The following is a 21,489-nucleotide window of genomic DNA, read 5'->3' as shown; positions in this document are numbered from 1 at the left end:
GCACGTCGTTGGCCGGGTCACCGGCACCGTCGGCGAAGGTCACCCGCCGGGCGGCCGCACCGTTGAAGGCCGGTCCGTTGAAGGTCTGCCAGGCGGGGTCGCCGTTGAGCTTGTACTCCAACGTCAGGACGATGGAGGTCGGGTTCCACGGGTTGAGCTGGATGCTCTGCGGCACCAGCCAGTTGAAGAGGTCGGCCGGGTTGCTCCCCGAGCCCGGGTCGGTCATCACCAGGCTGGTGACGGGGCCGGCGTTGTTGCTCGGGAACAGGCTCATCGAGTTGAGGTCACCGGAGGTGACGGTGGCGCCCCAGACCTTCGACGCCCCGACCACCACGCCGGTGACCGGCGGCTGGAAGACGGGCGTGGTCGCCTCGGCGGTGGAGAGGTCCTGCTCCGGGTCCGGGCCCAGCGGGTCGCCCTTGAGGGTGACGGTGTTCTTGGTGGTGGTGCCGTTGGGGAAGGAGGCCTCGGGGTACTGCACCACCAGCGCGCCGGGGTAGCGGCAGCCCGCCTGGTGGTTGCCCGCCCGGAACTCGCCGTTGTCGTACTCCCAGGTGTTGCTGCCCGCCGGCTTCTCCGTCCACCCGGGCGAGCGGGCCAGGTCCACCCACGGCGCCGGGCGGCAGGGTGTCGACCAGCCGGCTGGTGTCCAGGTCGACGTTGGGCACCCCGTCCTTGGAGCAGGCCCCGAACTGGTAGGTGACGGTCCGTCCGTCCTGGCTGCTCGACTGGACGCCCTTGCTGACGTCGTACTTGGGTTGCACGACCGCCGTGGTGGTGGCCTCACCCTTCTGCGGCTGCTCGCCGTCGGCCGTGAAGGTCGCGGTGTTGGTCGCCTTCTGGCCGTTGGCCGTGGTGAAGTTGGGGTACTTGAGCACCACCTTCACCGTCGCCGTCGTTCCCGGTGCCAGCGGGCTGACCAGCTTGATCCTGGCCTCGCCCCCCACCGTCCCGGCCGGCGGCACGGTCGACCCGGCGATGTCGACCGTCGAGGCGTCCGGGGTCCACCCGACGAACTCCATCCCGGGCGGGAGGGCGTCGACGATCTCCCCGTTGACGCACTCGCTCGTGGAGCAGGTGTACGAGAGCGTGTAGGTGACCTGCTCCCCCGGGGCGGGAGCGGTCTTGTCGACCGTCTTGCTGAAGGTGATCGCCGCGTGCGCAGGTGTGGCGACGATCGTGCCGCTCAGCAGCGTGCCGCACAGCATGCTGAGGGCCGTCGCCAGCCGCGTTGTCCGGGCCAGGCCCCGGGGGATGGTTCTCCGCATGGTCTCAGTTGATCCCGCGTCAGCACCGGAACTTGCCGCCGACGGGTCCGACCTGGTCGTCTTTCATCCGATGGGATCAGTACGGCTACGGCGCGACGCGCCACCCGCGCGCCCCTGACCAGGCGACCGCGTTCGCGATTCGAAGGCGCTTTGCGCCATAAGCGGGTTCCAATGGTGCTCACCATCGCCCCATTGGAACCCATACGAGCAGAAGACGTCCGGTAGCGACTTCAAGACGCATCCTGTGCAGTTCACTCCTCCGGTGCACGACGAGCGCCGCTTGTGGTGGGAGACCGCGCCGTGGCACAAATGTGACCGACCCGATCCGTCCGGCAGGAAGGGGCTGACCCATGGACCCCAGCCCCGCTCCAGCACGCAGGTCCTCTCCCGAGCCGCCGCACTCGTGGAGCCATTGATCCGCTCACGGGCCAACGGCCTTCCTGCGGCGGTGGCTGTCGAACTCGGCCGCAGCGCCAGCCTGATCCACGAAGACGTCACCGACCATGCCCCACTGCGCCGCGCCCGTCCAGCGCCCTGGTCCGTCAAGGGCCTGCTGGCGGCCATGCTGGCCGGGGACCCGCTGTTCTCGGCCGCCGTCCAAACCCTCAACGCCGGTCGCCGCGAGGAGTGGGCCCAGCCCGCACTGCTGGCGACGGTCCAGCAGGCGTGTTCACGCCGCCCTCCAACGCGACGGCGAGCTGTGCAGCCGACGCCGTGTCGCACGTCTGACGCGCCGGGCCGAGCGCCTGCGGACCGAACTGGTCGCCGACACCCTGCGCACCGCCTGCCGAGAACTACACCGCCCTTCCGGCCAAGCGTGTCCAATCCGATCGCTTTCACCAGTGCACGATCAACGAATTTAGTTGTTCAACAAAGGAGTTCACCAGGTCGGCGGCGATAGGCAGTCGCTGGCGGGCGTCTCCGAGCTCCGCCCCGACGTCTTCCACCGCCTCCATCCGGTGCACGGTCGTGATGGTGCGTCAGGGCGTCGCTGTGGCCATGCGGGGCACTCTTGATGTCGCCGACGTGGACCGGACAGACGTGCTGCGAGCAGCCGCCATGCACCTCTGTCCAGCCGTCGGCCCTGCCCCGGCGACCCTTGACCACCTGTACGCCGACGCGATGCTCCCGGCGGTGACGGAAGACCTGAACGGACGCCCTGCTGGCCCCCGCCAGGCGTCCCTGGGTGCTCGCACACCGTGCCCCTCATCCTCCGTCGACCGCCCGCCCGTCTTCTCCTCTGCGGCGGTCCTGCGGCGGTCTTCGGCGAGGCCCGTTTCCTACGGCCCGGCCAGGCTCGCGGCGGCCGCCTATGCCCGCAACTCCCGTAACCCGACAGGACGGTGGTACCTGTGGTATGCCTTGGACACCGACGCGACTCGGCTGGCTCCCTGGCGGAGCTGGCCCTGCGGGTCCACGACCCGTGCATGCAGACGGGCCCCGTTGCGGCACGCGAGCGCCGCGACCACCCTCGGGATGAGCTGGACGTATTGTGGGCCCGACGGCGGTCGGCGGAGTCGTTCCTCGCGGACCACGTCGAACGGGTCAGCCGAACGGCCCGCACTCCGGCACAGCCGGTGACGGAGCGGTCCGGCCCGGTCTACGATCCGCAGCGAGCGCTCCGGGCACTGGCGGAGGACCCCGGCAGGCACGGTGCGCGGTTCGATCGCGCCTCCCGGGAGTGCGCCGAGATGTTCACCCGGGCCGAGGCGGTCCTGGCCGCCGTCATGGACATCCGCCGGGCCGCGCGCGTCGGCGGTCCCCGAGACCCCGCCGCTCCGCTCGCGCGCGTGCCGTTGCGGACGGGCGACGACGAGGCCGGGGCCATCCTCGCCCGGGCCCAGGGCGGCGCGAACGGCGGCCGCTGCACGAAGTCGAAGTTCGCGTACTGCACAGCAAGGCCCTGGCAGTCGGTCATGGAGGACTTCGGACTACGGGGTTTCGCCGGCCACCCGACGGTCGGTGCCGGCAGTTGGTGGATGGGGCTGCTGTCCGGCGAGTACGACGACTGGCGGCAGGACTACCTTGCCCTCCTCGACTACAACTTCTACCTCGAGTACAACGTCGACACCGCGCTCGCGGGACCTCCCGGGCGCTTCGTCCAGGACGTGCTCGCCCTGTGGGACCTGCCGGACGCGGCTGCTGAGCTGCTGGTACGGCGGGAACACACGATGTGCTCACTGGCGTACTTCGACGCCAAACGCCGCCACGAGGCGGCGCTCAGCGAGGTGACCACCGACGGGCTGTCGACCTGGGTACACCGGGACCGCGACCTGTGGCGCGACTACACGGCGGCGGACAGCGGCATCTTCGGGCATTACCTCTCCTTCGCCCAGGGCCCGGCCGGTCGGGACGACATGATGCTCACCCGGCTGGTCAACGACTGGGTCGACCTCGGCCCGGACCTGCGCTACGACGAGTGCAACCAGGGAGTCCTCGCGCTGACCCGGGGTTCGGTGGCCCTGCCCGACCTGCTGGCCGCCCACGAGCGGACCGTCTGGATGCTCAACGCCCAGTGGACGCCCGAGGGGCGGATCCGGCCGGACCGCTACGCGGGCTGCGTGCTCACCGCAGGCACCTGCATGTGGCAACTGGTGAACCACCGCCAGGACGTCTGGCGCTACTACGCCCTCGCTGCGCACCTGGCCGACCGCATCGACAGCGGCCGGCTCGCCCGGGCCGGCCAGGTCGCCGACTGCTACACCCCCGACCTGTACCCGACCACCCCCGCAAACCCGACGCGGCTGCGCGTCCCCCGCAGGCCCCTGCCCTACCGCGTCACGGTCGAAGGACGGGAGTTCACCGGGACCGTCGACCTGCACACCGCCGTCTGCGACGCCGTCGACAGCGGCATCCTGCCGATGGGGCTGGTGGACAACGGCATCGTGGTGCCGGGGCTGCTGCGCGAGCGGCGCATCTCAGCCCCGGCCTTCCTGGCGCACATGGACCGCACCTACTGCGACCACCTCGCCTGGGTGGTCCGTTCCGGCCACACCAACGGCTTCAGCCGCGCCTACGGCACCGCCGTCGCGGCCCTGGTGATGGAGCAGTGGTGGCGCGGCACCTACCTCGCCGTCGGCGTCGGAAGCCTCATCGACGCCCAACCCGCGACCGTGGCCGGCGACCGGCCGCACCGGCGGACACACCCCTCACCGACGGGAGAAACCCGATGACGTCCGATGACGCCGAGGTAATCGTGGTGGGCGCGGGCATCGCCGGCGTGGCCGCCGCCGTCCAGCTCCGATCCGCTGGCCACCGGGTCACCGTCCTGGAGCGCGGTGAGCGAGTCGGCGGTCGCATGCACACGATCGAGCGTGACGGGTACGCCTTGGACGTCGGCGCCGGCTGGCTCGCGGACAACTACACAGCGATGCGCGGCCTCATCCGATCGGCCGGGCTGACCGCACACGTCATCAGGACCTCCGATCTGTTCGGCGTGATCCGCGGCGGGAAGGTCCACCACTTCAACGGCCACCGGGCTGCCCGGGACCTCCTGCGCACCGACCTGATCCCCCACCGCGCGAAGCCGAGCGCCCTGCGGCTGCTGCGCGACCTGCACTCGGTCCGGTCCGCCTTCGGCCACGGCGACCTCGCCGCACTGGCCCCGCTCGACACGGGCACGGTGACCGAGTACGGCCGGCGCCACCTCAACCGCGAGCTGTTCGACTACTTCGTCGACCCCCTGGTCTCGGCCTGGTACTTCCACCACCCCGACCGGCTCTCCGCCGCCACCGTCTTCCCTCCGCTCCAGTCCGCCCTGGGCAGCGACACCTTCAACATGGACCGCCGGATCGACGACCTGCCCCGGCTGCTCGCCGAACGCCTCGACGTCGTCCTGGGCGCCGAGGTGCACGCGGTGGCGCGTACTCGCAAGGGCTTGGAGGTGGCCTGGGAGACCTCCGGGGGCGAGCGCCGCACCCGCAGCGTAGCCGGTGTCGTCCTCGCCGTCCCGGCTGCCGCGGTGCCGGCGATCCACCCCGATCTGCCCGAAGAGCAGCGGCGCTACCTGGACGGGGTCCGCCACGAGCCCGCCGTCAGCGTCTTCTTCGGGCTGACACGGCCGCCTGCGGAACGGGCGACGTTCGTGATGGTGCCCACGAGGGAGAACCCGGACCTCGCCGCCATCGTGGTCAACCACCGCCTCGCCCCCAACCGCGCGCCCGAGGGCGCCGGCATCGTCTCCGCGCTCTACCGGCGCGACTGGATCCACCGCCACCGCACACTCGCGGACGACGTCGTCGCTGCGAAGGCACTCTCCGACATCGAATCGGTGGCCCCCGCCATGGCCGCACACATCCGCCGCCACCAGGCCGTGTGCCACGTCCAACGGTGGGACACGGCCCTGATCGCGCCGCGCCCGGGCGATTTCCACCGGCTGAGGGACTTCACCCGCGCCATCGACCCGAGCTCGCCCGTCCAACTCGCCGGCGACTACTTCGCGGTCTCCGACACCAACTCCAGCCTCCTCAGCGGACAACGAGCCGCGCACCGCCTCGACCAAGCCCTGCGCCGACACAAGACCTGACCGGCCACTGGTCCGGCACCCGGCAACTCCACCCGGCACGGAGGCCGTCGTGGCTCTGCCCATGCCCGTCCCCCCGCCCTCCCACGAGCTCGACCTCCCCTCTCTGCGCGTCGCCGTGGAGGAGACCCTGACCGCCTTCCTGGCCGAGAAGGCGCGCACGATCACCGAAGGCGGGCGGCTGCCCGACCTGGTACGGCCGCTCCAGGACTTCCTGACGGCCGGGGGAAAGCGGTTGCGCCCCTTGCTGGCGATGCTCGGCTGGCACGCCGCGGGCGCTCCGGGCGGCCCCGCGGCCGCACTCCACCTCGCTGCGTCCCTCGAGCTCTTCCACGCCTTCTGCCTCATCCACGACGACGTGATGGACCACTCCGCAACGCGCCGCAACCGGCCCACCGTCCAAGCCCTTCACTCATCCCAGCACCCGCCCGGCACACCGGCCGCCGACCGGTTCGGCGAAGGAGCGACGATCCTCGTCGGAGACCTGGCCATGTTCTGGTCACAGGAGCTGCTGCACGCGATGCGCACCGAGCTCACCCTCGGCCAGTACCTCGACCTGACCCACGGCGGAAGTACCGACCCCAGCATCGACACCGCGATGACCATCGTCCGCTACAAGACCGCCAAGTACACCGTCGAGCGGCCACTCCAACTCGGCGCCGCCCTCGCCGGAGCCGACCACGCCCTCCTGCGCTCCCTCTCGGACTTCGCGATCCCCCTCGGTGAGGCCTTCCAGCTCCGGGACGACCTCCTCGGCGTCTTCGGCGACCCTGCGGTGACCGGAAAGCGTGTCATCGACGACCTCAGGGAGGGCAAGGCCACCGTGCTGATCGCCCTCACCCTGCAACGGGCCACGCCAACGCAGGCCACCAGACTCCACCTGCTGCCCGGCCGCCCCGACCTGACGGATGCCCAGGCGGAATCGGCCCGGCGCATCATCGCCGCCACCGGCGCCGACCGCGCCGCGAACGACATGGCACCCGGGGCCGTCAACTTCCTTTTGTACAGCGGGAGTAGGGGCGTGATGCGAGGAGCTCGAGCGCCAAGCCCAGACCTGAACGTGGTGGATGCCCCTGGGCCACAGCTGAACAAGCGTCATCAACCATGCTGCAGGCCCCGGAAAGCAGACGACCGGGGCGGGACCACGGATCTCGTGGTCCCGCCCCGGCCCTAGGGTCAGGTGCTTAGCCCTCCTGGTTCTTGCGCTTGCGGCTGACCGTGAAGGCCGCCCATCCACCGGCGAGCAGCGACATGGCGGTCAGCGCCGTCCAGAACGCGGGGACACCGGTGTCGGGGAGCGGCGGACGCGGCGGACGCGGCGGCACGCTCGGCGTCGGGCTCGGGGACGGCGTCACCGACGGGGACGGCGACGGGCTCGGGCTCGGCGACGGGCTCGGGCTCGGAGACGGGCTCGGGCTCGGGCTCGGGCTCGGGCTCGGAGACGGGCTCGGGCTCGGCGACGGGCTCGGGCTCGGAGACGGGCTCGGGCTCGGCGACGGGCTCGGGCTCGGAGACGGGCTCGGGCTCGGCGACGGGCTCGGGCTCGGGGACGGGCTCGGGCTCGGGCTCGGAGACGGGCTCGGGCTCGGGCTCGGGCTCGGAGACGGGCTCGGGCTCGGGCTCGGAGACGGGCTCGGGCTCGGGCTCGGAGACGGGCTCGGCGTCGGCGTCGGGGTCGGCTCCGGAGTCGGGGTCGGAGTCGGAGTCGGGGTCGGAGTCGGGGTCGGAGTCGGAGTCGGCGTCGGCTCCGGAGTGGGAGTCGGAGTCGGGGTCGGCTCCGGCGTGGGAGTCGGAGTCGGAGTCGGGCTCGGCTCCGGAGTCGGAGTCGGAGTCGGGCTCGGCTCCGGAGTCGGAGTCGGGGTCGGGGTCGGCTCCGGCGTGGGAGTCGGAGTCGGCGTCGGGCTCGGCTCCGGCGTGGGAGTCGGAGTCGGCGTCGGCTCGTCCGGGACCTCGATCGGGACGTCGTTGGAGATGACCGGGAAGACCAGGTCCCGCGCGTGGAGGCTGAAGTTGTTGGTGTAGATGTCCTTGCCGACGTTGCCCTTCGGCGTCAGCACCAGCGCCAGGTCACGCGACTTGCCCGGGGCGAGCACCCGCGGGTCGCTGACCTTGACGGCCGTGACGGCGGTGTCGTTGGCCGGGCAGCCGGCCTGACCGAAGTCGGTCCGGGTGCACCACTTGGTGGCGCCGCCGGGCTTGTTGGTGGCGTGGGCCGGGTCGGGGTTGATCGTCCCGTGGGTCGCCGCCGTGAACTCCAGCGTGACCTGCGGGTCGTCCGGCACCGGGGTGAGCGACTTGAAGGCGAGCGTCCCGGAGAACTTGGTCGCCGGTGTCCGCCCGTCGCCGACCCACGGCAGCTCGTCGATGATGTCGACGCCGCGGAGGGCGAGGGTCTGCGGGTTGCTGTAGGTCAGCTTCCACGGCAGGTCGGTGTCCCGGGGGACCTTCGGGGTGTCGGTGCTCTTGACCACCGTGACGCCGGTGCCGGCGACGATGGCCAGCGAGCGCTTGGCGGTCCGCAGGGCCTCGTCGCTGGTGTCGTCCGGGGCCGAGATCTTCACCGTGTTCAGGTACGACCCCTCGGGCGCGTCCGCGTCCGTCGAGACCTTGTAGGTGATCGGCAGCATGACGGCGTTGGCCTGCTGGGCCGGCAGCACCCAGGTGATCGTGGTGCTGCCGTCCGCGTTCTTGACCGCGGACTGCTCGGCGACCGACGCGCTGCCCGCGACGTAGGTGAAGCCCTTCGGCAGGGTGTCGACGATCGTCACGTCCTGCGCGTTGGGCACCGCCGCGTTCGACTTCAGCGACGGGTACAGACCGAAGGTGAAGGTCTGCCCCTTGAGGACCTGACGCTGCTGGTCGGGGGTGTTCGTGGCGTCCGCCCCGGGGTCGACCGTCTTCTTGTCGACCCGTGCGAGCACGGGAGTGATGATCAGGTGATCGGCGAGGTTGCCGCTGGCGTAGTTCTTGTTGGGGTCGATCACGCCGCCCACGGCCGGGGCGTAGGCCGACCGGGTGTCGCGGGTCCAGGTGCCGCTCAGCGGCTTGAACACGCCCGCGTTGCGGACGATCTGACCCTTGCTCAGACCGCTGTCGTTGACCGTCAGGAAGGTGTAGAAGTCACGGCCGGCTCCTGCGGCCAGCGAGGTCTTGAACCGCACCTTGCCCACCGCGGCCACACCGCCCGCGACCTTCTCCGGGCTGTCGAACCACGGCCCGTCCGCATCCTCGCAGGTCTGCCTCAGCTGGGCGCCTGCACCGGTCGGGTCGAGCCGCCGGGCGAGCGCGGTGGCCGGCACGGTGTTCTGGTACGCGGCGTACTCGATGGTGACGGCCGGGGTGCCCGGGACTGCTGCCGCGTACTGCCCGGTCGCGTTCAGCCCGTTGCCCGCCGGGGCCTTGCTGATGTGCTGGTTGCCGTCGCCGAAGACGTCGCAGGCGATGAAGTTGGGGTTGTCCGCGTTGTCGGGGCTGTTGATGAAGATGTGCGAGCGGACCATCGTGCCGGGGGTCACCAGCGCGTTGTTGTCCTTCTTCTTCGGCGCGGTACCGGGCGGGCCGCCGTTGAAGGACTCGTACTCCTTGCCGAAGGTGCCGGTGCCGTTGACACCGATCTGCTGCGAGTTGTCCTCCAACGGCTCGGAGCCGCCCGTGCCGTAGTTGGTCTGGCCGCTGGTGGAGGTCGGCGAGAAGTCGGTGTAGGTGTCGGTCAGCAGGGCGCTGCCGCCGAACTTCGCCGTGGTGGCGTCGATCTCGGTCTGCGGGATCCAGATCCGCAGGAAACCGGCGCTGATCACCCCCGAGTTCTTGGCCAGGTCGGCCCCGCCCGCGCCCTTCGAGGGGTAGCTGTCCGGGGTGCTGTTGGCACCGGTGATGGTGACCTGGACGTTCTGGCCCGGCGCGCCCTGGACACAGGAGTAGGTGCCGCTGTTCGCCGTGCTGTTGGTGGCGTCGCCCATGCCCGTGCGGCCGTACGGCGCGTTGCTGATGGTGGCGTCGTTGGTGCCGCAGGCCGGGTTCGCCGCGTCCCAGGTGTACAGCCGGGCGCCCGTGGTCGGGTCGCCGTTCAGCAGCTTGCTGAGGTCGTCCGTGAAGGTCATCGGGGAGACCAGGGTCTCCTGCCCGAGCTTGCTGAAGTCGCCCCGGCTCGGGTCGACGGTCCTGGCCTCCACCACGATGGGCATGGTCTGGACCCGGCCCGCCTCGCCGTTCGGCCCCACCGCCGGCCGGTCGGTGTAGGCGTACTTGCCGTCCTTGATCAGGTTGTACTTCGGCAGCGCGCTGACCGTGGTCTCCTGCGACTGGGCCGTGGTGCCCGTCGCGCTGTCGGAGTTGTCGGCCGTCGCGTTGACCGAGATGTTGAGCTTGTCGCCGTTCTTCGCGGTGCCCAGCACCTGGAGGACCAGCGGGACCTGCTGGGTCTGCGCGGTCATGTCGGGCAGCACACAGGTGAGCAGTCCGCCGGCACTGATGCCCGACCCGGCGCCGGTGCACTTGTCCGGGAGTACCGTCCACTTGGTGTTCGGCGGCGCCTGCACGGTGAACCGCGGCCGCTCGGCCGTCCCGCGCAGGGCCTGGATCTCGACCTGGTAGGAGATCGTGTCATTGGTCCGGACGATGCCGTTGGCCGGATCGCTGTCCAGGCCCGGCCCGTCGGAGAGGGTGAACTCGCCCGATCCGTCCCGGACGACCGCGGCGTTGGCACCGATCGTGACCGGCGCGGCGTAGGCCAGGCCGGCCGCCGTCGAACTCAACAGGACGACGATCGTCGTCCCCATCGCGATCCGACGTGGGGTCAGTGCCCTCCACGTGGCCGCTCTCCACCTCTGCATGCAGGTTCCCTTTCGAGGCATCACTACCCGAAGGTCCGCACCGCGGCGCAGCCCGCCCGGCGCCGTGATCCTCTCTGACAGCACCTGAAAAGGCATCAACCCGGTCATGACGGACCACGTCATGACCAGGGGTAGCGCCTCGGAGGCGATTCGTCCGATCATGATCTGATGCGTCGTGGCAACTCCACCCGCACGGCTCAGCCGACCGCGCTCCCAGCTCTCCCGACGCTCCGTCGGCCGACCGTCCACGACGGGATGTGTGCGAATGCTGCGCCGAGCGGGTTGAACGGTAAGTCCAGGCGGGTGCCACTCGTCCTTCGGCCGGAGGCGCCGAGTTTCTCGGCAGGCCGTTCTCCGTCACCATTTTCGTAATTGTTCGCGCCGGAGCCGGGTGTGACTTCGGGTCAGACCCGGCCTTCGGCTGTGAAAGGAACCGATGTGATGGCGAAGATCGCCATGGGACTAGCGGGTGCAGCGGTAACGGCAGCATTTCTGGGAACGGGCGGTACGGCATTCGCGGCACCGAGGGACGGAATGCCGCCGGGCTGGTGCGCGGTCCACCCCGCCCAGTGCGGGGAGACCCCGAAGCCCCGGCCACCGAAGCCGAGCCCCAGTGCCACGGCCACCGGCCCGGCGCAGGGCGGCCCGGCCCAGGTCGCACCCGTCGGAACCGACGACCCGGGCGACCCCGCCGACCCGGGTGATCCGGCCGACCCGGCCGACCCGGGTGCCTCGCCCGTCGTGGCGTCCCCCGCGCCGATGACCGTCGACCCGCCCGTCACCCGCCCCGGCGGGACCGTACAGATCAACACCGGCACCGCCTGCCCCGGCACCACCGTCACCTCGCCGGTGCTCCCCGACCCCGTACAGCTCCCGCCGGGCGGCACCGGCGGCCAGCTCACCCTCCCGGTCGGCGCGGCCCCGGGCACCTACCCCGTCACCGCCACCTGCCAAGGCCATCCGGTCGCGGTCGGCACCGTCACCGTCGCGGACCCGGCGGCCCCCGCCGCCGGCGGCGGCTTCAAGGACGGGAGGGGGCGGCCGGAGCCCGGCCTGGCCGGGTACGGGGCGCTCGCGCTGACCGGCGGGGCGGCCGGGACGGCCGTGGTGCGGCTCGTCAGGCGGCGGCGGGGCCGCACCGTGAACGGTGCCTGACGGGCGGTCGCGCCGCGTCCGGCCGGCCATGGCCGCCCTGTCCTGCGCACTGCTCCTGACCGCCTTGGTCGGCGCCGTGCTCCGCGACGGCGCACGTACCGCGGACCGACCCTCGGCCGCTCCGGGCACGGGCGCCCCACGACCGGAAGCCGGCCCCACCACGCCTCGGAAGGCCACCCCTTCGACGGGCGACGGCCGGCCGACACCGGGCGGCGGCCACGCCCCGCTCGCCCCGTCCACGCCGATCCGGCTCACCATCGCCGCGATCGGGGTGGCGGCGCCGCTGCTGGCCCTCGGTTCGGACGACAAGGGGCGTCCGGAGCTGCCGCCGTACTCGATGCCGGGCACGGCGGGCTGGCTGCGGGACTCCGCGACCCCGGGTGCCCAGGGCGCCGCAGTGGTGGCCGGGCACGTGGACACGCTCGACGGCCCGGCGGTCTTCTGGGCGCTGTCCACCGTGAAGGCGGGAGCGCTGGTGGAGGTCACCCGGCTGGACGGCAGCACGGCGGTGTTCACCGTGGACGAGGTCCGCACCTTCCCCCGGAAGTCCTTTCCGAACGCGCTGGTCTACGGCCCCACCCAGGCCGCCGAACTGCGCGTCATCACCTGCGGCGGACGATTCGACCGGGCCGAGCACGAATACACCAGCAATGTCATTCTTTTCGCCCATCTGACGGACGCTCATTGAGCCCGCACCGAAATGGACGGCAGCCGAATGCCCTCGACCCGGAAGAGGGATCGGGGGCATTCGGCGCAAATATCGCGGAATTACTGCGAACGGCCGCCCCCACCGCGTCCGAACGGAGTCCGGCCGGCCTTCCGCCGTGACCTCGACCACGCGGAATCGTTGAGCAGCGCGAGTGCCTCCGGGCCGGTTCTCCCGGCCCGGTCGGCTGACCGCCCCCACGGCACAGGGCGGCGGCCGGAGGGCGGCACATCGGGACGACCGGTGCGGAGGGACACCCGTCGGTCGTCCCGGCATTCGCCCCCGACACGCACTCCGGACGGTGCCCGCACCGGCCGCGGCGGCCCGGATCAGGCGCGGCGGCCCAGCAGTTCGGCGACGACCGCCTGCCAGTCGATCAGGCGGCCCTCGGCGCCGGACGGGACGCGGCGGAGGCTGCGGCCCAGGAAGGCCCGGATGCCGGCGGTCTCGATGTCGACGACGGCGCAGCAGTCCGCCGACCGGAGTTCCAACGCCGTCCGCTCCGGAGTCCGCGGCCACACTCGCACGTCGCCGAGGCCGGCAACGGTATCCAGCCCGTCGAGCAGCAGCTGCCGGGCGAACACCCAGGTCACCGGCGGTTCGTTCAGGGCACACCGGGTGCCGAGCACGAGCCGGACCGCGTACGGGTCCGCCGCCACGTACTCGAGGTGGGCCTCGACTTCGGGCGGGTACGGCGCCACCAGCGCCGCGGCGAGCGACTGGACCACGGGTTCTCGACGCACTGGCACACTTCCACGACGGGCGGACGGCGGCCCCGCTGGAGGCCGGGCCGGACACTTGTACCCCAGATCGGCCCGCTCGCGCCCGGGCAACCGCCGGGTGGTTGACGGGCCGTTACGTCATCCGGCCGCACCACGCGTCCGCCGACGGACCCCGGCCCGTGGGCCGGACGGAAACGCGTGGCCCCCCGGCCCGCCGTCGGCCCCACCGGGCGGGATGCACACGAAGGTGTGAACCCCGGTCGGCCCACGTCCGGGACACCGGCCCGACCGGGAGACACCTCGCCCCGTCCTCCGGCTCAGCGAGCCGTGGCCGCCGCCCTCGCCCGCCTCGCGCCGTCCCGCATCGCCGACCTGGCGGCGATGACCGCTGCCAGGGACTCCGGTCCGGTGACGTCGGCGGCCGAGAGGCGGACGCCGTCCTCGCCGTACACGCCGGCCGCCTCACGCCAGCCCTCGGGCCTGATCCCGTAGCGCTTTCCGAGCAGCGCCACGAACACCCGCGACTTCTGCGGGCCGAACCCGGGCAGGGCGAGGAGGCGGTCGTAGACCTCGGCCCCGCTCCGGGCGCCGGCCCAGAGCCCGGTGACCTCACCGTCGTAGCGCGCGACCAGGGCCTTGCAGAGGTGCTGCACCTTCCTGGCCATGGCGGCCGGCTGGCTGTGGACCGCCGGGTCGGCCCTGCACAGCGAGGCGAACCGCCCCGGGTCGCACGCGGCGATCCGCCGGACGTCCAGGCCGTCCGTCCCCAACCGCCGAGCGATCAACAGCGGTGCCGTGAAGGCCCAGTCCAGCGGGACGCGTTCGTCCAGCAGGACGCCCACCAGCGCGGCGAGCGGGCTGCGTCCGAGCAACTCGTCGGCCGCGGGGCGCTGTGCCAGGCGGACGGCAACGGCCATGCGGACCCTCCTCGGGTCGGATCACCGGTAGTGGCGCCCAGTGTGGCCGAGCCCTACGGAGCCGGAGCCCGCAACACGCCACGCGTCCACCCGCACGGTCTCCTTCCCCGGCCGGACGGTCCCCCCGAACTCCCCGTCGGCGTCGGGACCGTGGCGATCCCGGCGGTGGCGGGCGGGCAGCACCGGCTTCGAGCCGTCACGCAGCACCTGACGCGCTCCACGGTGCCGTCCCTGCGACCCGAGCCAGACGATCTCGACCGTCGCGAGGGAGAGCAGCAACAGCAACAGCACGAGCATCATCGCGTGGGCCTCAGCACGTGCCCACCCTCGCGCCCGAGGCGGCCCGGTCCCCGAACGGCGCGCCGCAGCGGTGCGGAAGCCGCCCGTTCGGTCCTCCGTACCCGATGTGACCGGTCCCGACGGCGCGGCCGGTTCCGACGGCCGGGACCGCCGAGGGCGTGCTCGGCCGCGTCCACCACGAGCCCGGTGTCCGATCCCGCAGCGGGCGCCCGCACCGGTCCTGCGCCCAGCGGTACCGGTTCCGGCCGGTCCTGATCATCCGTCAGCCGTGAGTCACCGCAGGTGCCGCCGTCCGATGCGGGCCGGGGCGAGGCGCAACCGCAGCCGAAGGGGCAGCCCGGTGCTGTCGGCCGCCTCGGCGAGGACGGCCAGCAGTGGGTCGACGGTGGCGGCCGGTGCGGTCGGCCCGGCCAGCCTGACGGTGAGTTCGAGGGCCGGGCGACGGCCGCGGGTGAGCCGCGCGACGCCATCGGCCACGCCCGGGACGAGCAGGGCACGGGCTCGGACCGCCTCGGTGAGCGCGGTGGTGCGCAGGTCCCCCGTGCCCGGTCCGCCGGTGCGCAGGCGCAGGGTCGACGGGGTGCGGGAGAGGAGCTGGGCGAGCAGCAGGACGAGGCAGAGCAGCCCGGCGGCGGCGATCGCGAGGGCCACCGGATGGTCCCAACTCCGTTCCACTGACAGCTCGTTCGCCAGCTGTGGGGTGAGCAGCGGGGAGTCGGGGGTGCGCGGCAGCCAGGACGGCTCGGCGCCTGTGGACAGGAGACCGGCCGCGGCCGACAGGATCGTTCCGGAGGCGGCCAGCAGGGCCAGTCCGGCCAGGGCCAGGGCCGCGCGGTTGACGGTGCGTCGCATCATTCCTCCGTGCTGTGGTCGCGGGTGCCGGTACGGGCGGCCGGGCCGGTGGGCCGGGGTACGCGGACGACGGTCCGCGGCGGGCCGTCGAAGCCGAGGCGGGCGTAGGCGTCCCGGGCGGCCGCCCGTACGGTGTCGGCGGGGACCGGGGCCCGGACGGTGATCCGCACCGTCCGGGCGGCCCTGACCCGGAACCGGCCGGGCGCTCCGACCGCCTGCCGCACCTCGCGCTCGACCAGCCTCCGGTCGACCTCGACCACCGCCGTGCCGCGCGCCGCGGGCAGCCGCCAGCCGGACGGCCGACGGCCGGTCACGGCCAGCAGCACCAGCCAGAGCCCGAGGATCCCGGCCGCCACGGCGGCGGCCAGCACCGGGAGGCCGCCCACCCGCGCCGAGGCGAGCTGGTCCAGGACCCGCTGCACGGCGGCCGGGTGGGGCACGCCCCGTACCCGGGCCGACCACCAGGCAGTCGCCGCGAGGAGCCCGACGGTGGACAGCACGGCGGCGGGGATCCGGCGGGCGGTCCACCGGTGCGCGGCGCGGCGGGCCCTGGCGGGTGCGGTGGGGTGCCCGGCCGAAGCGACGGGTCCGGGCGGCAGCCCGGGTGCCCCGTCCTGCGGCTCCAGGGACACCACCCGGACCCGGGTGCGGCGCAGCCGGACGCCGGCCTGGGCGTCGGCGGCCCGCTCCGCCGCCCGGACGGCCTGCCCGGCCTCCCGCGCCAGCGGTCCCGGGTAGCGGAGGACGAGTCGGAGCGCCGCGTCGGCGCCGGCCCGGTGGCGGCGGACCCGGCCACGGGAGGTCACAGCGCCGGACGCCGCCGATCCTGCGGCGGCCCGGGTGGCGATCCGTGACAGCGCCCGGTCGGTGATCCGGAGTCCGCCGCGTTCCCGGGGCGGGGCGAAGGTGGACCTGGTGCTCATCGCCGCTCCCCCCGGTGGAGGAGTTCGGCGGGGCCGGGGCCGCCGTCGGCCCACCTGCCGAGCAGCAGACCGAGGGTGCCGAGGGCGGCGACCAGCAGGAAGGCGGTGAAGCCGCCGAACGCCGCAACGAGGCCGAGGGCGAGGCCGGCGATCAGGCCGGTGTGGGTGTGGGACACGGCGGTTCCTCCTCCGATGGTGCGTCAGCTCCGGGGCCGCGTCGGCTCCGGCGGCGCGTCGGCCGGCCGTTGGCCGGGCAGGGTGTAGTCGAGCAGGGCCAGCAGTCGGCGGTGTCCGGGACGCAGCCCGCAGACCTCCAGCCGGGCTCCGGCCCGGGCACAGCGTTCGCGCACCCGGGTGAGGAGCCGGAGGCCGCTGCTGTCCATGAAGCCCACCCCGGACAGGTCCAGCCGCACCCACGCCGTCCCCGGCCCGATCAGGCACAGGGGGTCGGCGAGCTGGGGCAGCGTCAGGACGTCGAGGTCACCGCAGGGGGCGAGGTACAGGCCGCCGTCGCGGCGCTCGACCGCGCAGTGGAACTGCTCACAGGGGCCGGCGCAGCCCTGGTGGACGTGGTCGACCCGAACGACGGGCAGCAGGGTCGTCATGGCGGTGCTCTCCTTCCACGGGGTGCGCCGTGCGCGCTCCGGTGCCTGGTTCGACACCGGCGGACGCTGATTCCTCACGCGGTCGCTCCGAACCTTTCGAACGGACCCGGCCTCCGGCTCCCCCGGACGGGCGGAGCGCGGGATTCCTCCCGCGCCCCGCGTGAGGAATCCGCGCCGCCCGCTGTCCAAGACGGCGACCCACCACCACGAGCACCGGAGGCCACCGTGTCCGTCACCGAGACCACCGCCCGCAAGGACGTCCGCCCCGCCGAGTCCGCACCGCAGGTTCGGCCGGTTCCGCCGTCGGGTGAGCGAGGCCGTACCGCCATCGCCGACCAGGTGGTCGGCAAGATCGCCGGCATGGCCGCGCGGGAGGTGGACGGCGTCCACTCCTTCGGCGGCGGCCTCACCCGCGCCCTGGGCGCGGTGCGCGACCGGGTCCCGGGCGGGCGCTCCAACGGCGTCACCCGGGGCGTCAAGGTGGAGGTCGGGGAGAAGCAGGCCGCCGTCGACCTCGACCTGGTGGTCGAGTACGGCGTCGCCATCGCCGACCTCGCCGCCGAGGTCCGGGAGGAGGTGATCGGCGCCGTCGAGCGCATGACGGGCCTCCAGGTGGTGGAGGTGAACATCAACGTGGTCGACGTCCACCTCCCGGACGAGGACGAGGAGGAGGAGCAGACGCCGTCCACCCGTGTCCGCTGACGCCGGTGGGCGTTTGCCCGGATGGGGCGGCCGACGCCCCGCCCGCCTGCCGCGACGACCACCTCCCGGAGCGACGGATCCGCCATGCCCGAGTCCCCACCGACCCCTCAGGCCCGACCCGGGCCCTCCCTCGCCGCGCTGCCGGACCAGGTGCTGGCCGCCCGGGCCGGGGACGGCGACCAGGAGTCCTTCGCCGAACTGATGCGCCGTCACACCCCGCGGATGCTGGCCCTCGCCACCCGGATGCTCGACGACCGGCAGGCCGCCGAGGACGAGGTGCAGGAGGCCTGTCTGGCGGTCTGGCGCAAGCTGCCCGACTTCCGCGGCGACTCCGCCTTCGGCACGTGGCTCTACCGCATCGTCACCAACCGCTGCCTGAACGCGCTGCGGGCCCGCCGCACCGAGGTGCCGCTGGACGAGGCGCGGGAACCGGCCAGCACCGACCCGGCCGACCTGCCGGAGCGGGCGGCCGAGTCGCACGCCTCGGTGGACGGTCTGCGCGCCGCGCTGGCCACCCTCACCCCGGAGCAGCGGGCATGCTGGGTGCTGCGCGAACTGCACGGCATGACCTACGACGAGATCGCCGAGGTGACGGGGATCGGTGAACCGGCAGTACGCGGGCGGATCTTCCGGGCCCGCCGACAGTTGACGGAGGCGATGGCACCATGGCGCTAGACGACGCCGACCACCCCGACGGCCGCGACGCCGCGACGGCCGGCGCCGATCCGGCGGACCTCGACCCGGCCGACTCCGACGCGGCCGGCTCCGAGACCCTGACCTGCGGCGCCGACCTGGCCCTGCTCTGGGAGAACGGCCGTCCCGCCCCCGGGCACGAGGACTGCCCCGACTGCGCGGCCGCCCTCGACGCCCGGCAGGGTCTGGAGCTGACGGTGCGTGCGGCGCTCGACGAGGACCTGCACCTCCCCGACGAACCGGCCTTCCTCGAACGGCTGATGACCGCGGTCCGGACCGAACTGCGCCCGGGCCCGCTCGTCCCGCTCGACCCGGACGGCGACGACTGGGTCACCGGCTCGGCGGCGGCGGCCGTGCTGCGCTCCGCCGTCGACGCGCTCCCCGGTGTGTGCGCGGGCAGCTGCCGCATCGCCCCCCTTGACGCGCCGCAGCAGCGCGGCCAACTCACCTTCTCCTCACGCCGGTTGGCGCCCGGCCCGCTGTTCGCGGCGGTCGAGGTCTTCGCCGACCTCAGCCGCCCCCTCCCGGAGACGGCCGCCCTGGTCCGGTCCGCCGTGACCGAGGCCGCCGCCGTCCGCCTCGGCCTCGAACTGCGCCGGGTCGACGTCACGGTCCGGGACCTCCTCCCCGAGAGTGACGGTGCCTCATGACCCCCGACGAACGCCGCGCGCTCGAAGCCGACATCGCCGGCTGGGTCGCGGGCCTCCCCGGCGTGGCCTACCTCAGCCCCCGCCTGACCGACCGTCTGACCTCCCGGCCCGGCACCGCCGCCGGGGTACGCCTGCGCCCGACCGAACCCGCCACGGTCGAGGTCTGGCTCGCGGTCCGGCCCGGCCACCAGGCCGCCGCCACCGCCCGCGCCGTCCGCGCCCGCGTCACCCACGGCCTCGGCCGCCGCCCCGGCCTGGACGGCACCCGCGTCGAGGTCGTGGTCACCGCCTGCCTCGACGCCGTCCGCCCGCTTCCCTGACGACCGTTCGCGCGATGGCGCTGCGGGCGTGCCGGGGAGAGCGCCGTCGGCGCGCACACGCTCGCTCCACGAAGCGGCGCCCACGCCGTACTGCCGTCCGCGGGCCGGGCCGGGGTGCCCGCCGACCGGTGGGCCCGCGCGGGCACCCCGGCCCGGCTCACCTCCCCCGGTGCCGGCCCGCGGACGGCGCGACCTCGTCGGAGGGGTGGTGGCCCGCGGCGGCGCCCGTCGTGGTGGAACCTGCCCGCGCTCGGCGGCGCCCCGCCCAGCCGCAGGGCCGCGTCCGGTCGATGACGGACCGGCTCGGCCCCAGCAGCAGCCGCAACGCGCGCTTCGCGTACCGGTGTTCCGTACCGGTGGGCACCAGACGCTCCGTCACGGCGAGGAATTCCCGCACCACCGCTGCGGGTACCAGCAGGGCCGCAGTGGACGCGGAGCCCCTGAGTACGATCACGAGGTGCTCCGGGTGGACGGCGGTGGGCGGCGAAACCGTCACCCGCCCGACGCCGGACCGCTCGCGCAGACCCGTGGCCAGCAGTTCCCGGGCGAAGGTCCACCGGACCGCCTCGGCCCCCGGTCCGGCCCAGCAGTCGAGCCGGACCGCGTAGGGGTCGGCCGCGGCGTAGCGCAGGTGACCGGGAAGTCGTACGCGCTCCCCCGGGGAGGGCACCAGGCGCAGCATCACCGGCACGGCGCAGCCCGCCTCGGACCTGGGTCGGCCTGCGGCTCGCAACAGGCTCCCGCTCCTCATGCTCCACCTGCACGGGCGAGGGCGGATCGGTTCTGCTCCCACGGAGCGAGCGGCGGATCGGCGTTCACGGGAGTCTCAACGAGCACGACGGCGACGCGGCACTCCTGCATCCGGGGGCTCCGCGGCCCGGCCGGATCCCCCGGGCGGGCCGACGCTCCGCTCAGGAGTCGTCGGCCGGCGATCTCGGTGGCGGGACAGTGTCGCGGCGGGCGGCGGACGTCGCGCCGCGCTGTCCCGGGAGCCGGTACGACGCCGTCCCCGGCGTCACGTCGGCGCAGGTCCCGCGGAGCGGCGAAGCCCAACGGAGTCGAGTGCGAAGGGGGGTGGGTGACGTTGCGGCCCCGGCTCAAGACCGTGCCGTGGGAGCGCGCCGGGTTGTCACGGCGTCTGACCCACGACCGGCGTGAGCTCCTGCTGACGCAGGCGCATGGACCTGGCGGACCGGCCCGGCGGGCACTGGCCGTTCTACTCCTGGTGACGGACGTGCCGAGCCCGGTCGGCCTCCAGCAGAGCCTTCAACCTGGACTGCGACCGGACGACCAGGCCGAGACCCACCGCCGCGACAGCCCGGGCCACCAGGCCGGGCGTGCCCCGCAAGCCCCGCAGCGGCCCGAGGTCACCGGCGACGAAGGCCGCGACGACCTCTTCGGTCTCCACCGGGTAGTACAGGAAGTCCAGCAGTGTGGAGATGCGTTCTGCCAGGGCCTCGGCCGGCATGGACGTGGCGACCGCCCCCGCCGGCACCCCCGCCTGCTGGAGCGCGCGGGTCAGCAATGCGTTCAGGTGCAGTTCGCAGCAGTGCGCCGCCTGCTCGGCCTGCCCGCACGTCCGCAGCCGCCCGATGACACGGGCGACCGCCGGGCCGTCCTGTTCGAGGACGGCCAGCGCGAGGTCGAAGGCGGCGATCCGCCCGACCACCCCGGCCGAAGCCAGGGCAGCGGATTCAGAGTCGGTCATCACGTCCGCACCAACGACCGTTCCCACCCGGCGGTCGCGGGACCGACCGCTCCACTGCTCCGACCGGCGCAACCACGGCGTGACGGCCCGGGATGCGGGCGGGCAACCCACCGCGGCCGGTGCCGACAGCGCCGAGGGACACCCGCGCCGGAACGGTCACCGGTACCGCCCGCCAACCTCGCCAAGTCCGGCGCGGATCGGTAGCCCTCACCGCGTCGTCGATCGGCGCGCTGCGACCGCGGCAGCCACCGTCGTTGGATCGGGGCCGCCGCGGTCCTTGACGCTTGGTCAGCGCTGTTCGGCGGGGTTCAGCAGGTGGGGATGTCGGTGCCGTTGTTGTCCTTGGCGACGTCATTGCCCCAGCGGCTCAGGTACAGGGCCGAGACGTACTGGTTCTGCCACGGGCTGCCGGTGTCCAGGTCGGTGCGCAGCCACCAGTGGTTGTAGTCCGAGCCGTTGCGCGCCTCCGGACCCCACACCCGGCAGTACACGTAGTTCGTCCCCGCGTTCAACGTCCCCGTCCGCGCGCCACCGCCGGCCTGGGCGTAGCCCGGAGCAGCCGCGAACGTGTCCACCCAGAACTTCCCACCACCGGTGGAACCCCCGCCCCCACC

21 protein-coding genes and 2 pseudogenes are annotated in these 21,489 nt (G+C 73.4%); 10 read left to right on the top strand and 13 right to left on the bottom strand.

Annotated elements, in window-relative coordinates:
- Positions 1 to 284: 284 nt before the first annotated feature.
- Positions 285 to 1,268 (bottom strand): DUF11 domain-containing protein, encoded by a 984-nt coding sequence (locus ABD946_RS40395; protein ID WP_345290704.1) that lies wholly within the window; start codon positions 1,266 to 1,268, stop codon positions 285 to 287.
- A gap of 244 nt (positions 1,269 to 1,512) precedes the next feature.
- On the opposite strand from ABD946_RS40395, the pseudogene ABD946_RS43250 reads away from it, so the two are divergent.
- Positions 1,513 to 1,917 (top strand): annotated as a pseudogene (locus ABD946_RS43250) (polyprenyl synthetase family protein); the annotation flags it as partial.
- A gap of 187 nt (positions 1,918 to 2,104) precedes the next feature.
- Here ABD946_RS43250 and ABD946_RS40390 read toward each other — a convergent pair.
- Complete coding sequence (locus ABD946_RS40390) at positions 2,105 to 2,233, bottom strand: hypothetical protein (RefSeq protein WP_345290703.1); 129 nt, start codon at positions 2,231 to 2,233, stop codon at positions 2,105 to 2,107.
- Between the two features lie 612 nt (positions 2,234 to 2,845).
- On the opposite strand from ABD946_RS40390, the gene ABD946_RS40385 reads away from it, so the two are divergent.
- From ABD946_RS40385 to ABD946_RS40375, 3 genes are read left to right on the top strand one after another with little or no spacing between them, the layout of a single operon-like run.
- Complete coding sequence (locus ABD946_RS40385; RefSeq protein ID WP_345290702.1) at positions 2,846 to 4,441, top strand: hypothetical protein; 1,596 nt, start codon at positions 2,846 to 2,848, stop codon at positions 4,439 to 4,441.
- Complete coding sequence (locus ABD946_RS40380) at positions 4,438 to 5,793, top strand: protoporphyrinogen/coproporphyrinogen oxidase (protein WP_345290701.1); 1,356 nt, start codon at positions 4,438 to 4,440, stop codon at positions 5,791 to 5,793. The genes ABD946_RS40385 and ABD946_RS40380 overlap by 4 nt, the downstream gene beginning before the upstream one ends.
- 49 nt (positions 5,794 to 5,842) lie before the next feature.
- Positions 5,843 to 6,964 carry a polyprenyl synthetase family protein gene (locus ABD946_RS40375; RefSeq protein ID WP_345290700.1) on the top strand — a complete coding sequence of 374 codons (1,122 nt, stop codon included), beginning with the start codon at positions 5,843 to 5,845 and terminating at the stop codon, positions 6,962 to 6,964.
- Positions 6,965 to 6,974: 10 nt separating this feature from the next.
- On the opposite strand, the gene ABD946_RS40370 is transcribed toward ABD946_RS40375, so the two are convergent.
- Positions 6,975 to 10,568, bottom strand: coding sequence for a hypothetical protein (locus ABD946_RS40370; protein WP_345290699.1), 3,594 nt, complete (start codon positions 10,566 to 10,568; stop codon positions 6,975 to 6,977).
- 588 nt (positions 10,569 to 11,156) lie between these two features.
- Between ABD946_RS40370 and ABD946_RS40365 the strand changes: the two genes are divergently transcribed.
- Both ABD946_RS40365 and ABD946_RS40360 read left to right on the top strand, forming a co-directional pair.
- On the top strand, positions 11,157 to 11,777 hold the full coding sequence (locus ABD946_RS40365) for a RodZ family helix-turn-helix domain-containing protein (RefSeq protein WP_345290698.1): 621 nt from the start codon (positions 11,157 to 11,159) through the stop codon (positions 11,775 to 11,777).
- Positions 11,778 to 11,805: 28 nt separating this feature from the next.
- Positions 11,806 to 12,465 carry a class F sortase gene (locus ABD946_RS40360; RefSeq protein WP_345290697.1) on the top strand — a complete coding sequence of 220 codons (660 nt, stop codon included), beginning with the start codon at positions 11,806 to 11,808 and terminating at the stop codon, positions 12,463 to 12,465.
- Between the two features lie 347 nt (positions 12,466 to 12,812).
- On the opposite strand, the gene ABD946_RS40355 is transcribed toward ABD946_RS40360, so the two are convergent.
- The 7 genes from ABD946_RS40355 to ABD946_RS40325 form a co-directional block, all read right to left on the bottom strand.
- Positions 12,813 to 13,226 (bottom strand): SsgA family sporulation/cell division regulator, encoded by a 414-nt coding sequence (locus ABD946_RS40355; RefSeq protein WP_345290696.1) that lies wholly within the window; start codon positions 13,224 to 13,226, stop codon positions 12,813 to 12,815.
- Positions 13,227 to 13,522: 296 nt separating this feature from the next.
- Positions 13,523 to 14,122 carry an HhH-GPD-type base excision DNA repair protein gene (locus ABD946_RS40350; RefSeq protein ID WP_345290695.1) on the bottom strand — a complete coding sequence of 200 codons (600 nt, stop codon included), beginning with the start codon at positions 14,120 to 14,122 and terminating at the stop codon, positions 13,523 to 13,525.
- A 21-nt stretch (positions 14,123 to 14,143) separates the two neighbouring features.
- Positions 14,144 to 14,422: a hypothetical protein gene (locus ABD946_RS40345; RefSeq protein WP_345290694.1), complete on the bottom strand. Its 279-nt coding sequence runs from the start codon at positions 14,420 to 14,422 to the stop codon at positions 14,144 to 14,146.
- Positions 14,423 to 14,695: 273 nt separating this feature from the next.
- Positions 14,696 to 15,277 (bottom strand): hypothetical protein, encoded by a 582-nt coding sequence (locus tag ABD946_RS40340; RefSeq protein ID WP_345290693.1) that lies wholly within the window; start codon positions 15,275 to 15,277, stop codon positions 14,696 to 14,698.
- Entirely contained in the window at positions 15,274 to 16,197 is a 924-nt protein-coding gene (locus tag ABD946_RS40335; protein WP_345290692.1) for a hypothetical protein, read from the bottom strand. The genes ABD946_RS40340 and ABD946_RS40335 overlap by 4 nt, the downstream gene beginning before the upstream one ends.
- Positions 16,194 to 16,373, bottom strand: coding sequence for a hypothetical protein (locus tag ABD946_RS40330; RefSeq protein ID WP_345290691.1), 180 nt, complete (start codon positions 16,371 to 16,373; stop codon positions 16,194 to 16,196). The genes ABD946_RS40335 and ABD946_RS40330 overlap by 4 nt, the downstream gene beginning before the upstream one ends.
- A 24-nt stretch (positions 16,374 to 16,397) precedes the next feature.
- On the bottom strand, positions 16,398 to 16,802 hold the full coding sequence (locus tag ABD946_RS40325) for an STAS domain-containing protein (protein ID WP_345290690.1): 405 nt from the start codon (positions 16,800 to 16,802) through the stop codon (positions 16,398 to 16,400).
- Positions 16,803 to 17,027: 225 nt separating this feature from the next.
- Between ABD946_RS40325 and ABD946_RS40320 the strand changes: the two genes are divergently transcribed.
- The 4 genes from ABD946_RS40320 (at position 17,028) to ABD946_RS40305 (ending at position 19,167) form a co-directional block, all read left to right on the top strand.
- The gene (locus tag ABD946_RS40320; RefSeq protein WP_345290689.1) at positions 17,028 to 17,504 is read left to right on the top strand and encodes an Asp23/Gls24 family envelope stress response protein; all 477 of its coding nucleotides are present in this window, start codon (positions 17,028 to 17,030) and stop codon (positions 17,502 to 17,504) included.
- An 84-nt stretch (positions 17,505 to 17,588) separates the two neighbouring features.
- The gene (locus tag ABD946_RS40315) at positions 17,589 to 18,179 is read left to right on the top strand and encodes an RNA polymerase sigma factor (protein ID WP_345290688.1); all 591 of its coding nucleotides are present in this window, start codon (positions 17,589 to 17,591) and stop codon (positions 18,177 to 18,179) included.
- Positions 18,170 to 18,847, top strand: a complete 678-nt coding sequence (locus ABD946_RS40310; protein ID WP_345290687.1) for a hypothetical protein — start codon at positions 18,170 to 18,172, stop codon at positions 18,845 to 18,847. The genes ABD946_RS40315 and ABD946_RS40310 overlap by 10 nt, the downstream gene beginning before the upstream one ends.
- On the top strand, positions 18,844 to 19,167 hold the full coding sequence (locus tag ABD946_RS40305; RefSeq protein WP_345290686.1) for a hypothetical protein: 324 nt from the start codon (positions 18,844 to 18,846) through the stop codon (positions 19,165 to 19,167). The genes ABD946_RS40310 and ABD946_RS40305 overlap by 4 nt, the downstream gene beginning before the upstream one ends.
- 157 nt (positions 19,168 to 19,324) lie before the next feature.
- Here ABD946_RS40305 and ABD946_RS40300 read toward each other — a convergent pair whose 3' ends face one another.
- From ABD946_RS40300 to ABD946_RS40290, 3 genes and pseudogenes are all read right to left on the bottom strand, one after another.
- Positions 19,325 to 19,900 (bottom strand): SsgA family sporulation/cell division regulator, encoded by a 576-nt coding sequence (locus ABD946_RS40300; protein WP_345290685.1) that lies wholly within the window; start codon positions 19,898 to 19,900, stop codon positions 19,325 to 19,327.
- A 483-nt stretch (positions 19,901 to 20,383) separates the two neighbouring features.
- Complete coding sequence (locus ABD946_RS40295) at positions 20,384 to 20,875, bottom strand: hypothetical protein (protein ID WP_345290684.1); 492 nt, start codon at positions 20,873 to 20,875, stop codon at positions 20,384 to 20,386.
- A gap of 308 nt (positions 20,876 to 21,183) precedes the next feature.
- Positions 21,184 to 21,489, bottom strand: a pseudogene (locus tag ABD946_RS40290) (M23 family peptidase); the annotation flags it as partial.

This window comes from Kitasatospora albolonga, from assembly GCF_039535905.1.
In the GTDB taxonomy this organism is placed as follows: Bacteria; Actinomycetota; Actinomycetes; order Streptomycetales; family Streptomycetaceae; genus Kitasatospora; species Kitasatospora albolonga.
This window is presented reverse-complemented; position numbering and strand designations above follow the sequence as displayed.

Coding starts and splice junctions, on each gene's coding strand:
- ABD946_RS40395 (WP_345290704.1), bottom strand. CDS start 1,268: ATGCGGAGAACCATCCCCCGGGGCCTGGCCCGGACAACGCGGCTGGCG.
- ABD946_RS40380 (WP_345290701.1), top strand. CDS start 4,438: ATGACGTCCGATGACGCCGAGGTAATCGTGGTGGGCGCGGGCATCGCC.
- ABD946_RS40360 (WP_345290697.1), top strand. CDS start 11,806: ATGGCCGCCCTGTCCTGCGCACTGCTCCTGACCGCCTTGGTCGGCGCC.
- ABD946_RS40310 (WP_345290687.1), top strand. CDS start 18,170: ATGGCGCTAGACGACGCCGACCACCCCGACGGCCGCGACGCCGCGACG.
- ABD946_RS40370 (WP_345290699.1), bottom strand. CDS start 10,568: ATGGGGACGACGATCGTCGTCCTGTTGAGTTCGACGGCGGCCGGCCTG.
- ABD946_RS40340 (WP_345290693.1), bottom strand. CDS start 15,277: ATGATGCGACGCACCGTCAACCGCGCGGCCCTGGCCCTGGCCGGACTG.
- ABD946_RS40335 (WP_345290692.1), bottom strand. CDS start 16,197: ATGAGCACCAGGTCCACCTTCGCCCCGCCCCGGGAACGCGGCGGACTC.
- ABD946_RS40295 (WP_345290684.1), bottom strand. CDS start 20,875: ATGACCGACTCTGAATCCGCTGCCCTGGCTTCGGCCGGGGTGGTCGGG.
- ABD946_RS40365 (WP_345290698.1), top strand. CDS start 11,157: ATGCCGCCGGGCTGGTGCGCGGTCCACCCCGCCCAGTGCGGGGAGACC.
- ABD946_RS40315 (WP_345290688.1), top strand. CDS start 17,589: ATGCCCGAGTCCCCACCGACCCCTCAGGCCCGACCCGGGCCCTCCCTC.
- ABD946_RS40325 (WP_345290690.1), bottom strand. CDS start 16,802: ATGACGACCCTGCTGCCCGTCGTTCGGGTCGACCACGTCCACCAGGGC.
- ABD946_RS40345 (WP_345290694.1), bottom strand. CDS start 14,422: ATGATGCTCGTGCTGTTGCTGTTGCTGCTCTCCCTCGCGACGGTCGAG.
- ABD946_RS40350 (WP_345290695.1), bottom strand. CDS start 14,122: ATGGCCGTTGCCGTCCGCCTGGCACAGCGCCCCGCGGCCGACGAGTTG.
- ABD946_RS40305 (WP_345290686.1), top strand. CDS start 18,844: ATGACCCCCGACGAACGCCGCGCGCTCGAAGCCGACATCGCCGGCTGG.